The sequence below is a fragment of the Lysobacter arenosi genome (genome assembly GCF_016613475.2).
GTDB classification, from domain to species: domain Bacteria; phylum Pseudomonadota; class Gammaproteobacteria; order Xanthomonadales; family Xanthomonadaceae; genus Lysobacter_J; species Lysobacter_J arenosi.
This window is the reverse complement of record NZ_CP071517.1, coordinates 2220223-2234806: the sequence shown is the minus strand read 5'-3', so window position 1 is coordinate 2234806 and position 14584 is coordinate 2220223. Positions and strand designations below refer to the sequence as shown.

Genomic DNA, 14584 nt, shown 5'->3' with positions numbered 1-14584 from the left:
TCTTTCACAGCGCGTGGCGAAATTCTGCGGTTCGGCCCAGCCGGATTGCCTGCGGAATCAGCCCGACAACGCACCTACCAGACACGTCATGAAGACTTTTACCGCCAAAAACGAGACCGTCCAGCGTGACTGGTACGTGGTCAACGCCGAGGGCAAGACCCTGGGTCGCCTGGCCTCCGAACTCGCCCGCCGCCTGCGCGGCAAGCACAAGCCGGTTTTCACCCCGCACGTCGATACGGGTGACTACCTCATTGTGATCAACGCCGAAAAGATTGCCGTCACCGGCAACAAGCTCGCCGACAAGCAGTACCACCGCTTCACCGGCTACATCGGCAACCTGAAGACCGAGACCCTCGCCCAGGCGCTTGAGCGCCATCCCGAGCGCGTCATCGAGACCGCCGTCAAGGGCATGCTGCCGAAGAATCCGCTCGGCCGTGCCATGTACCGCAAGCTCAAGGTCTACAAGGGCTCCGAGCATCCGCACGCCGCCCAGCAGCCGCAGCAGCTGGATATCTAAGAGACATCACATGGCAATCCAGCAGAACTACGGCACCGGCCGCCGCAAGTCCTCCACCGCCCGCGTGTTCCTGCGCAAGGGCGCTGGCAACATCGTCGTCAACCAGCGTCCGCTGGATGAGTTCTTCGGTCGCGAGACCGCGCGCATGATCGTGCGCCAGCCGCTCGAGCTGACCCAGTCGACCGACAAGTTCGACGTCGTGGTCACTGTCGCCGGCGGCGGCATCACCGGCCAGGCCGGTGCGATCCGCCTGGGCATCGCCCGCGCGCTGGTCGAGTACGACGAAACCCTGAAGTCCGAGCTGCGCAAGGCTGGCTTCATGACCCGCGACGCCCGTGAAGTCGAGCGTAAGAAGGTCGGCCTGCACAAGGCACGTCGCGCTACCCAGTTCTCCAAGCGCTAATTTCTGCGCTAAAATTGATTGCATAGCCCCGTCGCCAAGCGGTAAGGCACCTGACTCTGACTCAGGCATTCGGTGGTTCGAATCCATCCGGGGCTGCCATATCAAACAAGAAGCCCGCCGCAAGGCGGGTTTTTTGTTGTCTGCGTGTCTGGTCTGGTGGCCGCGCTACGTACTGTGGCTGGTAATGGGGACGCCTTGAATGTGGGTAGGAGCGAGCTTGCTCGCGACCGGTGCGACCTGCGCGCGACCGCTATCGCGAGCACGCCCGCTCCTACAATGCAAAGCCCATCGCCTCGTGTGCCGCGAGGCGGTTACAATTGAAACTAATGCGCCCTCGCGCTCGAATCTGGAGTTTCGATGAAGCTTGGTTCCCTGAAGGAAGGTGGTCGTGACGGCACGCTGGTCGTGGTTTCGCGTGATCTGTCGCGCGCCGTGCGCGCCACCGGCATCGCTGAAACGATGCAGCGTGCACTCGAGGACTGGTCCAACACCGCTCCGCGCCTGAACGCCCTGTACGACGCGCTCAATGCGGGCAGCGCAGACGGTGCCTTCGACGTGGACCTGGCCGCCATGGCTGCACCGTTGCCGCGCGCCTACGAATTCGTCGATGGCTCGGCCTACCTGCCGCACGTCGAGCGCGTCCGCCGCGCCCGTGGCGCCGAAGTGCCGGAGAGTTTCTACAGCGACCCGCTGATGTACCAGGCGGTCAGCGCCGGCTTCTATGGCCCGCGCGATCCGGTGCGCGTGCCGAGCGAGGACTATGGCATCGACCTGGAAGCCGAAGTGGTGATCGTCACCGACGACGTGCCGATGGCGGCGACGCCGGCGCAGGCGGCCGCGCACATCCAGCTGGTCGGCCTGGTCAACGACGTGTCGTTGCGCAACCTGATCCCGAACGAGCTGGCCAAGGGCTTCGGCTTCCTGCAGTCCAAGCCGCGCTCGGCGCTGAGCCCGGTGTTCGTCACCCCTGACGAGCTCGGCGATGCCTGGCAGGACAGCAAGGTGCACCTGGCATTGACCACGCACATCAATGGCGAATGGTTCGGCGCGCCGGAAGCGGGCGTGGACATGCAGTTCAGTTTTGCCCAGCTGGTGGCGCATGCGGCCAAGACCCGTCCGCTCTCGGCCGGCACCATCGTCGGCTCCGGCACGGTCGCCAACGAGGACACCTCGCTGGGTGCCTCGTGCTTCGCCGAGAAGCGCACTGTCGAGACGCTCGAGCACGGCAAGCCGCTGACGCCGTTCATGAGCTTCGGCGACGTGGTCCGCATCGAGATGCTGTCGCGCGATGGCGAAAGCGTGTTCGGCGCAATCGAGCAGCGCATCGAACGCGCCGGCTGATTAATTGCAGCAAGCGCAGCGGGCGATCCCGCTGCGTCGAAGTCGACCAGCGCCGCATGCGGCGAGGAGAGGGGACGTGGCAGAGCAACTGCGGCTGTATTCGTACTGGCGCTCCAGCGCGGCCTATCGCGTCCGCATTGGCCTGAACCTCAAGGGCCTTGCCTACGACACCGTGCCCGTGCACCTGTTGCGCGAGGGCGGCGAGCAGCACACGCCGGCGTTCCGCGAGGCCAATCCGCAGGGACTGGTGCCGGTGCTGCAGCACGGCGATCGCCTGATGCGGCAATCGGTGGCGATCCTGGAATACCTCGACGAGACCTGGCCGCAGCCGCCGCTGCTGCCGTCCTCGGCGCGCGATCGCCAGCGCGTGCGCGCGCTGTCGCAGCTGGTTGCATGCGACATCCATCCGCTCAACAACCTGCGTGTCCTGCGCTTCTTCGACCGCAGCTGGCACGTGCCGCAACCCGAGCGCGACAACTGGGTGCTGCACTGGATCGAAGAGGGCTTCACCGCCCTGGAGGCGATGCTGGCCGACCATCCTTCGACCGGGCGCTTCTGCGAAGGCGACCTGCCGACCCTGGCCGACTGCTGCCTGGTGCCGCAGGTGTACAACGCGCGCCGTTTCGGCGTGGACCTGGCGAAGTATCCGACGATCGTGCGGATCGAGCAGGCCTGCCTGGCGCTGCCGGCATTTGATGCGGCACGTCCGGAGCGGCAGCCCGATGCGCCGGAGGAAGTGGCGGCCTGACGGCCTGCCATGACGCAGGAGCGAGCAAGCCCGCTCCTGCAGACGAAGCGGTTACTGCGTAACCGCGTCGTAGACCTCGGCGTAGGGATCGTGCTCGCCGGTGGAGCCTTCCGAGAGACGGAACTTCAGCGACAGGCCTTCGCGCGAGTCGGCGGCCTTGAGCGCTTCTTCCATGTCGATCCGGCCTTCCTTGTGCAGGCGGAACAGGCACTGGTCGAACGATTCCATGCCTTCTTCCAGCGAGGCTTCCATCGCCGGCTTGATCTCGTGAACCTGGCCACGGCGCATCAGGTCGCGCACGTGCGGGGTGTTGATCAGCACTTCCGCCGCCGGCAGGCGGCGGCCGTCGCTGCCGACGACCAGTCGCTGGCTGACCACCGCGCGCAGGTTCAGCGCCAGGTTCATCAGCACGTTCTTGTGCGCGGCCTCGGGGAAGAAGTTGAGGATGCGCTCGAGCGTCTGGTCGGCGTTGTTGGAGTGCAGCGTCGCCAGGCACAGGTGACCGGTTTCGGCGAAGGCGATCGCCGCTTCCATCGTGGTCGCGTCGAGGATTTCGCCGATCAGGATCACGTCCGGCGCTTCACGCATCGCGTTCTTCAGCGCGTTGTGGAAGGCGTGCGTGTCGAGGCCGACTTCGCGCTGATTGACGATCGACTTCTTGTGCTTGTGCAGGTACTCGATCGGATCCTCGATGGTGAGGATGTGTCCCGAGATATTGCTGTTGCGGTAGTCGATCATCGACGCCAGCGTGGTCGACTTGCCCGAGCCGGTGGAGCCGACGATCAGCACCAGGCCACGCGGGGCCATGATGATGTCCTTGAGCACCTGCGGCAGCTGCAGTTCCTCGATCGACGGAATCACGCTGCGGATGGCACGGATCACCATGCCGACTTCGCCGCGCTGCTTGAACACGTTGATGCGGAAACGGCCGGCTTCGGGCAGGGCCAGGGCCATGTTCAGTTCGAGATCGCGCTCGAACAGCGGCACCTGCCCTTCGTCCATCAGCGAGTAGGCGATCTTCTTGACCATGCCCGGAGGCAGGCCCGTATTGCCCAAGGGGTACAGCCGGCCTTCGACCTTGATGTACACCGGCGCGCCAGTCGTCAGGAACATGTCCGACGCATTCTTTTCCGTCATCAGCTTCAGGAAATAGCCGATGTCCATACTGCAACCCCTTTTGTGACCTACAGCCAGACCGCAACGACGTGTACCGTTGCAACCTCGCCAGCGGCTTCCGACAATGGCCGGGCATCAAACCACAAGGCACGGCCTCCCCAATGCGCCCAAGCTTCGCACAAATCCGTTTCCATCTGCTGGCAGCAGTTCTCGCTTCCGCACTCTCAGCCTGCGCTTCGCTGCCGCCACCGACCAGCGAGCTGGCTGCCGCCCGCCAGGCGGTGACCCGGGCCGAGGGCGCCGACGCCGACCAGTACGCGCCGCAGGACCTGGGGGTCGCCCGCAATGGCCTGAGCCAGGCCCAGGCGGCGATGAGCTCCGGCGACGAGGACGCGGCGCGCAGGTTCGCCCTGGCCGCGGCCGCCGATGCCGACTTGGCCTGGGCCAAGAGCCGGGAAGCCCTGGCCACCGCCGAGGTCAACCAGCGCCGCGGAGAAGTGAGCCAATTGCGCCAGCGCCTGCAGGGAGAGCAGCCTTGAACCGTCTGTCCGTACTGGGCCTGGCCCTGCTGGTCGCCCTCGCCACGGCGCCGGCCGCCGCCGCCGACAATCCCGATGCCGCCCGTTTGTCGCAGCGCCTGACCGCGCTCGATGCCGACCCCCAGCTCAACCCGTTCGCCGCCTACGAGCGGCTGGCGGCGCGGCAGGCGGTCGACACCTTGAACCAGGCCGCCAAGCGCGATCGCGCGGCCGCCCTGTACGTGGCTGAACGCCGGGTCCAGGTGGCCGAAGCCATTGCCCGCAGCGATGCGATGCAGCGCGAGATCGACCGTCTCGACCGCGAGCGCAGCGAACTGCTGGTTGAAGCCAGCCGCCAGGACGCCGCCCGCGCCCGTGCCGAGACCGAGCGCCTGCGCCTCCAGGCGCAGATGCAGGCCGAGGAAGCCGAACGCCTGCGCGTGCAAAGCGAAGCCGATGCGGCGTCGCTGCAGGACGTCGAGACCGCGCTGAAGGGCGTGGCCGGTGCCCAGACCGCGCGCCTCAATGCCGCCCGCGATCGTCAGGCCAAGCTGGCTCGCGAAGAGGCCGAGCTCACCACCGGCGGCAAGCTGCCCAGTGCCAAGCGCGACAGCCGCGGGGAAGTGTTCGCCTTGCCGAAGGACAGCTTTGGCTCGGGCAAGGCGGCTCTGAGCGGCGGCGGCGACACCACGGTCAAGACCGTGGCCGCCTACGCACAGGCGTCCTCGTCGCCGGCGGTGAAGGTCGAGGCCACCGGCAGTGACGCCAAGCTGGCCCAGCGCCGGGCAGAAGCGGTGCGCGATGCACTGGTCGCTGGCGGCGTCCCGGCAGGCAAGGTCCAAGCCTCCGGTCGCAGCGGCAAGGGTGATCGTGTCGACGTGGTGGTTCAGTCGAAGTAACCCCGCAAACGGGCGCGCGGACTAACGGAAATTCAACTACCGGGCGCCCATTCACAGGCGCCCGGCGACCCTCGCCAAGCTGACTGCGACAGGGTGCGCGAAGTCGCCAGATTCAGGCACGTGGAGGCCTTGCCGACCGCAAATGGGAGGAGTAGGGTCGGTTATCCAAGCGGCCTGTTTTCCGCTTGGCGATGAGCCAGGTCGATGACGCCAACAGCCCTTGCGCAGGATCCAGCGGCCCCACGCTCCATGGTGGTCGGCCTGTGCGAAGCCGGCCCTTTCCCGAGCGATCTGGTCCCGACCGATTTCGTTGTACCCCACGACCCCGCTACGCCCTGGTCTCACGACCGGGGCGTTTTCGTTTGCGGGGCCTTCCGCATGGTCCGCGGCCGTCCGGCCGCGGGATCACGAAACCGCTGAAGGAGGCTTTACATGTTCGAAGAACGACCGCAGCCAGAGATCGACGCGCTGATGAAGAGCAACCCGGAATTCAAGCAGCTCTATCAGCGCCACAAGGATCTCGACAAGAAGGTGATGGACGCCGAACTCGGCGTACTGCCTATCGATGACATGACACTTGCGCAGATGAAGCGCGAAAAGCTGGCTGCGAAGGACCGCCTGGTCCGCCTGTACGACACTCAACATCACTGAGCTTCCTCAGCCCACCCACTTCCTCGCCGCGGATGGCGACTTCCTCGTCGGTCTCTCCATCCGCGTCTCCCGGAACCGGGGCGGCTGCTGGCAACGGCAGCCGCCCCGGTGCGAAGGAAAGCGGGGAGTCTTAAACTCCCCGCATGACAATCCATCAATCCGTACTCGAACTGGTCGGCGCCACGCCGATCATCAAGGCTCAGCGCCTGGACACCGGCGTCTGCGAGCTCTTCCTCAAGCTTGAGTCACAGAACCCCGGCGGCTCGATCAAGGACCGCATCGGCCTGTCGATGATCGAGGCGGCGGAGAAGGCCGGCCGCATCAAGCCCGGCGACACCCTGGTTGAAGGCACCGCCGGCAATACCGGCATCGGCCTGGCGCTGGTGGCGCAGCAGAAGGGCTACAAGCTGATCCTGGTCGTCCCGGACAAGATGAGCCGGGAGAAGATCTTCAACCTCAAGGCGATGGGCGCGCAGGTCGTGCTGACCCGCTCGGACGTTGCCAAGGGCCATCCCGACTACTACCAGAACCTGGCCGAGCGCCTGGCCCGCGAAACCCCGGGCGCCTACTTCATCAACCAGTTCGGCAACCCGGACAACCCGGCCGCGCACGAGTTCGGCACCGGCCCGGAGATCCTCGGGCAGATGGCCGATGTCGGCGGCGTCGACGCGGTCGTGTTCGGCTGCGGCAGCTCGGGGACGATGACCGGCCTGTCGCGGTGCTTCGCCGAGAAGTCGCCCGGTACCGAGCTGGTGCTGGCCGACCCGGTCGGCTCGATCCTCGAGGAATACATCAATCGCGGCACGATCTCGGAGAAGTCGGCCAGCTGGATGGTCGAGGGCATCGGCGAGGATTTCCTGCCGCCGATCTCCGACTTCACCCGTGTGAAGAAGGCGTACGCGATCACCGACAAGGAAAGCTTCCTGACCGCGCGCGAGCTGCTGGAAAAGGAAGGCATCCTCGGCGGTTCATCGACCGGCACGCTGCTGGCCGCGGCGCTGAAGTACTGCCGCGAGCAGACCACGCCGAAGAAGGTGCTGGTGTTCGTCTGCGACACCGGCAACAAGTACCTGTCGAAGATGTACAACGACTACTGGATGCTCGACAACGGCTTCCTGGAGCGCAAATCCAGCGGCGACCTGCGCGACCTCATCCTGCGCCCGTATTCGCAGCGCGACACCGTCGTGGTCGGACCCAACGACCTGCTGGTCACGGCCTACCAGCGCATGAAGCTCTACGACGTCTCGCAGCTGCCGGTGATGGATGGCGACAACATCGTCGGCATCGTCGATGAAAGCGACGTGCTGCTGCACGTGTACGGCGACGAGTCGCGCTTCCGCGACCCGGTGTCCACCGCGATGGTCAGCAAGCTCGACAAGATCGACGTCGGCTCGCCGATCGAGACGCTGCTGCCGGTGTTCGATCGCGGCCATGTCGCGATCGTCGTCGACAACGACAAGTTCCTCGGCCTGATCACGCGCATCGACCTGCTCAACTTCCTGCGCCGGCGCGTGCAGTGATGAACGCCGCGGCGGCGAGCGAGCGCTGGCTGCCGGGCGACCGCCTGCCCGACGTGCGCCTGCGCGCGCACGACGGCAGCAGCCAGACACTGCACGCCGAATTCGCCGGCGCGCCCCTGTGGCTGGCGACGCCGGTCGATGAAGCGGCCGCCCGCGCGCTGCCGACGCCGCCTGCCGGCGTGGTCGCGCTCTGCGTCGGTGCCGATGCTGCACTCCCGCCACCGGCGCCGTGGCAGGCCTTTACCGCCGACACGCGCTGGTGCGCGGCACTGGGCTGCGGACTGTTGTGGCAAGCCGATGCAAACCTGCGCTTGCAGGCTTGCCACGCGTTGCCGTTGACCGTGGCGCCGATGCCGCCGGCGGCAGCACCTGCGCTGTCGCCGACGCAGACGGGCCTGATCGCGCCGATCCTGCAGGTGCCCGATGTGTTCGAGCCGGAGCTGTGTGCGGCGCTGATCCGCCACCTCGAGATCGATTGCGGCGGTGGCGATGTCTCGGCCGTCCTGGTGCTGGAGGACGGCCAGCAACGCCTGCAGGTCGATCCGTCGATCAAGCAGCGCCGCGAGGTCATCCCGCGCGATCCGGCGCTCGAAGCGCGCATGCACGAGCGGCTGATGCGACGCGCGCTGCCGGAGATCGCGCGGGTATTCAATTTCGAAGTGCGCCGGCGTGACCCGTTCAAGCTGCTGGCCTATCCGCAAGGCGCGGGTTACTTCCGCGCCCACCGCGACAACGAGACCCCCGACGTCGCGCATCGCCGCTTCGCGCTGTCGGTAAACCTCAACCAGGGCGACTACGAGGGCGGCGAATTCCGCTATCCGGAGTTCGGCCTGAGCCGGTTCTCGCCGGTCACCGGCGCCGCGCTGGTGTTTTCGTGCTCGATGCTGCACGAGGTGCTGCCGGTCGAGCGCGGCACGCGTTATGCGATGACGACGTTCCTGGCGTGATGTCGCGCCCCATGCGGGGCGAACGCTCAACCTCGCGGTCGCAGCCGCTCCAGCAGATCCGCCGTGCCCGTCTGCGCGATCGCACGCTCAGCCCATTGCAGGCCTTCGGCGATGGCGTCGGCGTGCCGGGTCGCCGCCGCGGCCAGCTCACGGCGGCGAGCGTCGGCATCGAAATGCACCGCATCGTCCTTGGCGTAGCGACTGAGCAGCCTGGACCCGGCGATCCGCTGGACCCAGTCCGCGGGCACCGCCAGGCCATAGTGCGCAGCCAACCGTGCGGTCGCGCCGGCCGGATCGGCGATGACCCTGGCGAAGTCGAGGTCCAGCAGCCGTGGAGCGATGGCCGGGTCGCCGGCCAGGCGCTGCCAGCGCAGTTGCTCGGCCAGCCAGGCCCGGGCCAGGCGCTCGCCATCGGTGGTTGCGCTGGCGAGATCGAGTGACTGCAGCCGCAGCGGCTCGGTGTCGAACACCCCGGCCTTGAGCTGCTCGTCGCGGAGCATGGTCGCCAGCCAGGTCTGCAGATCCACCCACAGCAGGCAGGCCCGGCCGCCCTCGGCCAGCAGCGTCGGCGCGAGGGTCGTGACCACGCTGGTCGGCTTGACCACGATCGCGGCGGTGTCGGCAAAGCCGCGGGCCAGCAGGGAAACCACCGGGACCCGCCACGAGTCGGTAGCCGGGTCTCCCCGGCCATGGGCCAGGGTCAGCAAGGGCAGGGGCTCGCGCAGGCCGAGGACGCCGGGGATCAGGTCCAGCAGCCGGCTTACCAGCGAGGAGCCGCAATGGCCGATGTGGAACAGCCAGTGCAGCGGCAGCCCGTCCGGCCTGTCGGCCACGGCAGCGTCCACCTCGGCCCGCGACAGCACCCACCCGGAGACCTCGCGGTGCTGCATCGCCCGGCGGTCGAGGAAGCTGGCCCGCTGGTAGTCCCCGGGCTCGAAGTGCAGCACCCAGGCCTGAGCCTGAACCGGATCGAAGGCGAACAGCGGATAGGCTGCATTGCGACTGAAGTCGCCTGGCAGACGGCTGGGAGCAGTCATGGGCGATGTTAGAATCGGCGGCCGCCCATGCTAGCGGAACTGGAAGGACTTGATGACCGATAGACACGCCGGAGGCGGGGCCCACAAGCCCGGCTTGGGGACGCTTGCGATCCACGCCGGACAATCGCCGGACCCGACCACGGGTGCGGTGATGACGCCGATCTATGCCACCTCGACCTATGCGCAGGCCAGCCCGGGCGTGCACCAGGGCTTTGAGTACTCGCGCAGCCACAACCCGACCCGCTTCGCCTACGAGCGTTGCGTGGCCGGTCTGGAAGGCGGCAGCCGCGGCTTCGCGTTCGCTTCGGGCCTGGCGGCGACCTCGACCATCCTGGAGCTGCTCGACACGGGCAGCCATGTCATCGCCATGGACGACGTCTATGGCGGCACCTATCGCCTGTTCGAGCGCGTCCGTCGCCGCTCGGCAGGACTGGATTTCAGCTGGGTCGACCTGAGCGACACGGCAGCCTTCGAGGCGGCGATCCGCCCCGAAACCAAGATGGTCTGGATCGAGACGCCGACCAACCCGCTGCTGAAGCTGGTCGACATCGCCCAGATCGCGGCGATCGCGCGCAAGCGCGGTTTGATCGTCGTGGTCGACAACACTTTCAGTTCGCCGATCCTGCAGCGCCCGCTCGAGCTGGGCGCGCACATCGTCATGCATTCGGCGACCAAGTACCTCAATGGTCACTCCGACATCGTCGGCGGCATGGCCGTGGTCGGCGACGATGCTGAAATCGCCGAGCAGATGGGTTTCCTGCAGAATGCCATCGGCGGCGTGCAGGGTCCGTTCGACAGCTTCCTGGCGTTGCGTGGCTTGAAGACGCTGCACCTGCGCATGAAGGCGCATTGCGAGAATGCGCAGGCGCTGGCGGAGTGGCTCGAGGGTCACCCGGCGATCGAGAAGGTGCTTTACCCGGGCCTGAAGTCGCATCCGCAGCACGAGCTGGCGAAGCGGCAGATGGATGGGTTTGGCGGGATGGTGAGCATCTACGTCAAGGGCGGCGAAGCGGCCGCGCGGCGCATGATGGAGCGCTGCGAGCTGTTCGCCATCGCCGAGTCACTGGGCGGCGTGGAAAGCCTGATCAACCATCCGGCGATCATGACGCATGCGTCGGTGCCGGCGGAGCGGCGGGCTGCACTGGGGATTACCGACAATCTGGTGCGCCTGAGCGTCGGCGTTGAAGATCTGGACGATCTGCGGATCGAGCTTGAGCGGGCGCTAGACGCGAAGTGACCAGCCAGTTCAGTGGAAACTCGAAATGATCTCGTCGAAGGGGAGCAATGGGCTTCCAGGCATCGTCGACGTCGTTGACTCCGAAGATGCGCGCTACTCGCCTCCCAACCAGGATTGGCGACGGGCAAACTGGACGTTGCAGTGCCAGCTGGCGGAAACCCAGCACACGCTGCATCAGGTTCGCGCAGAGCTCGATCGGACGATAGAAAGCCGATCCTGGCGCTTGACCCGGTTTCTTCGGAATGGTCTGGACGGTTTGCGGAGGTTGCGCTCCGGCGTCACGGTGCAGCAGGCGGGACCGCCGCGCCTGCGCTCGGTGACCGAGTTCGCCGAAGCTCGCCCGAGGCCTGAGCAACATCGGTTGCTGCTGGTGGATGTAACTGAGCTTGCAATCGAGAATCTTCAGGGCGGAATACAGCACACGGTAAAGGGCATCCTCTCCGAATGGCTGCTGTCGCCACCTGCAGGCTGGCAAGTCGTGCCGGTCCAGTTGACGCGCGAAGGCACGTACGTTTCGGCGTCCGGCGATCTGCGGCACCTGTTCGGATCATTCGCCGACCCGCATGCGGGTCGGCAAATCGATGTCGGGCGCGGCGATGTATTCCTCGGCCTGGATCTGCTGCGAGATCATGCCGGCACTTTTCGTGTCGCGCTGGAGAAGCTCCGGTCGAAACAGGTCCATGTGGAGATCGTCGTGTACGACCTGCTACCGGTGGACCTGCCGCATTGCGTCCCCGGGTACATCAGCGAATCGTTTCTGGAGTGGTTGGCGGCGGTGGGTGACCTGGCTGACGGCGTGGCATGCATCTCGCAAGCCGTGGCACAGCGTTTCGCTGCATGGCTATCTGCCCGCGACGGCAGAAAGGCCGGCATCTCGATCTCGAGTTTCCGGCTCGGGGCTCCGGCTCCTGCATCAGTCAATGCGGGCAGGCGGGCGCGCAGGCTCGATGGCGCGTCGTTTCTGATGGTCGGAACGGTTGAGCCACGCAAGGGCTATGTAGATGCCCTCAACGCGTTCGAACGGATATGGAGTACGGCCGAAGGTGCCGACGTCACGCTGACCATCGTCGGTCGCTACGGTTGGGGGTTGCCGGAATTCCTCGCCAGACTGGAGTCGCACCCGCAGATGGGGCGCAGGCTGTTCTGGCTGAGGCGTGCAACCGATGAAGACGTCCAGGCTTGCTACGACACAGCTGATGCGCTGTTGTTCTGTTCCTACGGCGAAGGATTCGGCCTGCCCATTGTCGAAGCGGCGCAACACGGCCTGCCGTTGATCCTGCGTGATCTCCCTGAGTTCCGCGAAGTCGCGGGGGACGGCGCCTACTTCTTCCGCAGCCAGGCAGAAGAGGGTATCCAGGCCGCCATCGGCCACTGGCGTGAGCTGATGCGCGCCGGCCAGGCGCCCATGCCGCGCGACGATATCGCAATCACCTGGGAGCAGAGTGCCGATCAGTTGTTGGTCGCGGTCGGATCCAACCTGGACGCCGGATGATGCGTACTCAATCCGCGTGGCCGCTGCAGCCTGCTTCGTATCATGGACGCGCACCGGTGCATTCGTTGGTTGCGCCAAGGACATATCAATGAAAGATCTATTGTTGGCTGTTTGGCGATATCGCTATTTCGTCATTTCCTCGATCAAGAATGAACTGCGGCTCCGATTCATCCGGAGCAAGCTGGGTGGCCTGTGGATGATCATTCATCCGCTTGCGCAGGTTCTGATCTTCGCCACCATCCTCTCGGAAGTTCTGTCCGCGAAGCTGCCTGGTATCGACAACAAGTACGCCTACGCTTTGTATCTGATGTCAGGAACCCTGGGTTGGGCATTGTTCTCCGATGCCATCACCCGATCGCTGACGCTGTTCATCGACAACGGCGGCCTCATGAAGAAGATGGCCTTTCCGCGCATCTGCCTTCCGCTGATTGCTGGCGGCGTCGTGCTCGTCAACAGTGTCCTGCTGCTCCTGGCCATATTCATCGTGTTCGCCGCGATGGGTCACTTTCCGGAGGGCCAGGTAATCTGGTTGCCGGCCCTGATGCTGTTGACCCTGGGCCTGGCAATGTCGATCGGCATGTTGCTTGGCGTCTTCAATGTGTTCATGCGCGATATCGGCCAGGTTGTCCCCGTGATCATGCAGGCTTGGTTCTGGCTGACTCCCATCGTCTACAACATCAATATTCTTCCGGAGCGGGCAACCCAGTGGTTCAAGTACAACCCGCTCTATCCGTTGATTACCAGCTACCAGAACGTGCTGCTTTACAACAAGCCGCCGGTATGGGGTGAGTTGCTTTGGCTTGCCCTGGGTACGGGCGTCCTGGTTGTGGCTTCGCTGGTGGTGTTTCGTCGCGCCAGCCCTGAAATGGTGGATGCCCTGTGAGTGGTGAGCTGAGAGTCGAAGGTGTTGGCAAGGCCTATCGCGTCTGGAGCAGCGAGTGGTTGCGGGCAGCCAACTGGTTTGGATTGCCGGCGCAACCGCGCGAGGAGCACTGGGTGCTGCGCGACGTTTCCTTTTCGATTGCGCCGGGCGAAGCCATTGGCGTCATCGGGCAGAATGGCGCCGGAAAGAGCACGTTGCTGAAGCTGATCACAGGCACAGCGCAGCCTACGGAGGGGCGAGTGACCAGGACAGGCCGCGTGGCCGCGATCCTGGAGCTGGGAATGGGCTTCAATCCGGAACTGACTGGTCGCCAGAACGCATTCCATTCCGCCGGGCTCATGGGCTACACCCAGAGTCAGATCGAGGCGGCAATGCAGTCCATCGAGGACTTCGCCGAGGTGGGCGAGTACTTTGATGAGCCGGTCAGAACCTATTCGAGCGGCATGCAAGTCCGCGTCGCGTTCGCCGTGGCAACCGCCTTCACGCCGGATCTGTTGATCGTTGACGAGGCGCTGTCCGTCGGCGACAGCTACTTCCAGCACAAGAGCTTCGACCGGATGCGGAAGTTCCGCGACCAGGGCGTGTCGATCATGCTCGTTTCGCACAGCCTGGGTGACGTGAAAACCCTGTGTGATCGGGTGATCCTGCTGGACAAGGGTGAAGTCCTCAAGGACGGCACTCCTGACGAAGTCATCGACTACTACAACGCGCTCATCGCGCGAAAAGAGAACGAGAAACTATCGGTCGAGCAGCGGCGTGACAAGGATGGCTGGGTCATGACCCGCAGCGGCAATGGCAAGGCCAGGGTGCGCAGCATCAAGCTCGTCGATGCCGCGAGTGGCCAGAACGTTTCCCTCGCCATGGTCGGGCAGAAACTCCGCCTCGTGCTCGAAGCCGAAGTCTGCGTCGATCTGCCGCAACTCGTGCTCGGGTTCATGCTTCGTGACAAACAAGGTCACGTCATCTGGGGCAGCAACACCTGGCACACGGACCAGATCCAGGAGGATGTACGGGCCGGAGAGGTTGTCACCTACACGCTGGACTTCACCTGCCGTCTGGGGCCGGGTTCCTACTCGGTTTCGCCCGCACTGGTGAGCAGCGATACCCATCTGAACGACAACTTCGAGTGGGTCGACAACCTGATCGTATTCGAGGTCATGAATGCCGGGCAGCCTGTATTCATCGGCTCCAACTGGTTGGATGCGTCGTTCGCCGTAGTGCGTGACGAGGCTCCGCCCTTCACTTCCACATCCGGCGAAAAGCCGACGGAATGAG

Annotated in this window: 15 protein-coding genes and 1 tRNA gene; 14 read left to right on the top strand and 2 right to left on the bottom strand. The window is 65.3% G+C overall.

The window, feature by feature from the left end:
- The first annotated feature begins 88 nt into the window (after nt 1-88).
- The 5 genes from rplM to maiA all read left to right on the top strand — a co-directional run bounded on the left by rplM (nt 89) and on the right by maiA (nt 3009).
- A complete protein-coding gene (rplM, locus tag HIV01_RS10450; protein ID WP_158733500.1) occupies nt 89-517 on the top strand; it encodes a 50S ribosomal protein L13 in 429 nt (142 codons plus the stop codon).
- Nucleotides 518-527: 10 nt separating this feature from the next.
- A complete protein-coding gene (rpsI, locus tag HIV01_RS10445) occupies nt 528-920 on the top strand; it encodes a 30S ribosomal protein S9 (protein WP_200606928.1) in 393 nt (130 codons plus the stop codon).
- Nucleotides 921-944: 24 nt separating this feature from the next.
- Nucleotides 945-1019: transfer RNA gene (locus HIV01_RS10440), tRNA-Gln, on the top strand.
- 258 nt (nt 1020-1277) lie between these two features.
- Nucleotides 1278-2261: a fumarylacetoacetate hydrolase family protein gene (locus HIV01_RS10435; RefSeq protein WP_200606927.1), complete on the top strand. Its 984-nt coding sequence runs from the start codon at nt 1278-1280 to the stop codon at nt 2259-2261.
- A 76-nt stretch (nt 2262-2337) separates the two neighbouring features.
- Entirely contained in the window at nt 2338-3009 is a 672-nt protein-coding gene (gene maiA / locus HIV01_RS10430) for a maleylacetoacetate isomerase (RefSeq protein WP_200606926.1), read from the top strand.
- Between the two features lie 51 nt (nt 3010-3060).
- Here maiA and HIV01_RS10425 read toward each other — a convergent pair whose 3' ends face one another.
- Nucleotides 3061-4173, bottom strand: a complete 1113-nt coding sequence (locus HIV01_RS10425) for a PilT/PilU family type 4a pilus ATPase (protein WP_158733496.1) — start codon at nt 4171-4173, stop codon at nt 3061-3063.
- 113 nt (nt 4174-4286) lie between these two features.
- Here HIV01_RS10425 and HIV01_RS10420 point away from each other — a divergent pair, with 113 nt between their 5' ends.
- The 5 genes from HIV01_RS10420 (at nt 4287) to HIV01_RS10400 (ending at nt 8660) form a co-directional block, all read left to right on the top strand.
- Nucleotides 4287-4664 (top strand): DUF4398 domain-containing protein, encoded by a 378-nt coding sequence (locus tag HIV01_RS10420; protein ID WP_200606924.1) that lies wholly within the window; start codon nt 4287-4289, stop codon nt 4662-4664.
- Complete coding sequence (locus HIV01_RS10415; protein ID WP_245156777.1) at nt 4661-5542, top strand: OmpA family protein; 882 nt, start codon at nt 4661-4663, stop codon at nt 5540-5542. Before HIV01_RS10420 ends, HIV01_RS10415 begins: the two co-directional genes overlap by 4 nt.
- Before the next feature lie 432 nt (nt 5543-5974).
- On the top strand, nt 5975-6193 hold the full coding sequence (locus HIV01_RS10410; protein WP_158733494.1) for an HP1242/YdcH family protein: 219 nt from the start codon (nt 5975-5977) through the stop codon (nt 6191-6193).
- Between the two features lie 143 nt (nt 6194-6336).
- Complete coding sequence (locus tag HIV01_RS10405) at nt 6337-7713, top strand: pyridoxal-phosphate dependent enzyme (protein ID WP_207526921.1); 1377 nt, start codon at nt 6337-6339, stop codon at nt 7711-7713.
- Entirely contained in the window at nt 7713-8660 is a 948-nt protein-coding gene (locus HIV01_RS10400) for a 2OG-Fe(II) oxygenase family protein (protein WP_200606920.1), read from the top strand. The genes HIV01_RS10405 and HIV01_RS10400 overlap by 1 nt, the downstream gene beginning before the upstream one ends.
- 26 nt (nt 8661-8686) lie before the next feature.
- On the opposite strand, the gene HIV01_RS10395 is transcribed toward HIV01_RS10400, so the two are convergent.
- The gene (locus HIV01_RS10395; RefSeq protein WP_200606919.1) at nt 8687-9697 is read right to left on the bottom strand and encodes a hypothetical protein; all 1011 of its coding nucleotides are present in this window, start codon (nt 9695-9697) and stop codon (nt 8687-8689) included.
- A gap of 52 nt (nt 9698-9749) precedes the next feature.
- On the opposite strand from HIV01_RS10395, the gene HIV01_RS10390 reads away from it, so the two are divergent.
- The 4 genes from HIV01_RS10390 to HIV01_RS10375 all read left to right on the top strand — a co-directional run bounded on the left by HIV01_RS10390 (nt 9750) and on the right by HIV01_RS10375 (nt 14583).
- Nucleotides 9750-10934, top strand: coding sequence for a cystathionine gamma-synthase (locus HIV01_RS10390; protein WP_200606918.1), 1185 nt, complete (start codon nt 9750-9752; stop codon nt 10932-10934).
- A 25-nt stretch (nt 10935-10959) separates the two neighbouring features.
- On the top strand, nt 10960-12426 hold the full coding sequence (locus HIV01_RS10385; protein WP_200606917.1) for a glycosyltransferase family 4 protein: 1467 nt from the start codon (nt 10960-10962) through the stop codon (nt 12424-12426).
- 88 nt (nt 12427-12514) lie between these two features.
- Nucleotides 12515-13309, top strand: coding sequence for an ABC transporter permease (locus HIV01_RS10380; protein WP_200606916.1), 795 nt, complete (start codon nt 12515-12517; stop codon nt 13307-13309).
- The gene (locus HIV01_RS10375; protein WP_200606915.1) at nt 13306-14583 is read left to right on the top strand and encodes an ABC transporter ATP-binding protein; all 1278 of its coding nucleotides are present in this window, start codon (nt 13306-13308) and stop codon (nt 14581-14583) included. The genes HIV01_RS10380 and HIV01_RS10375 overlap by 4 nt, the downstream gene beginning before the upstream one ends.
- Nucleotide 14584: the final 1 nt, after the last annotated feature.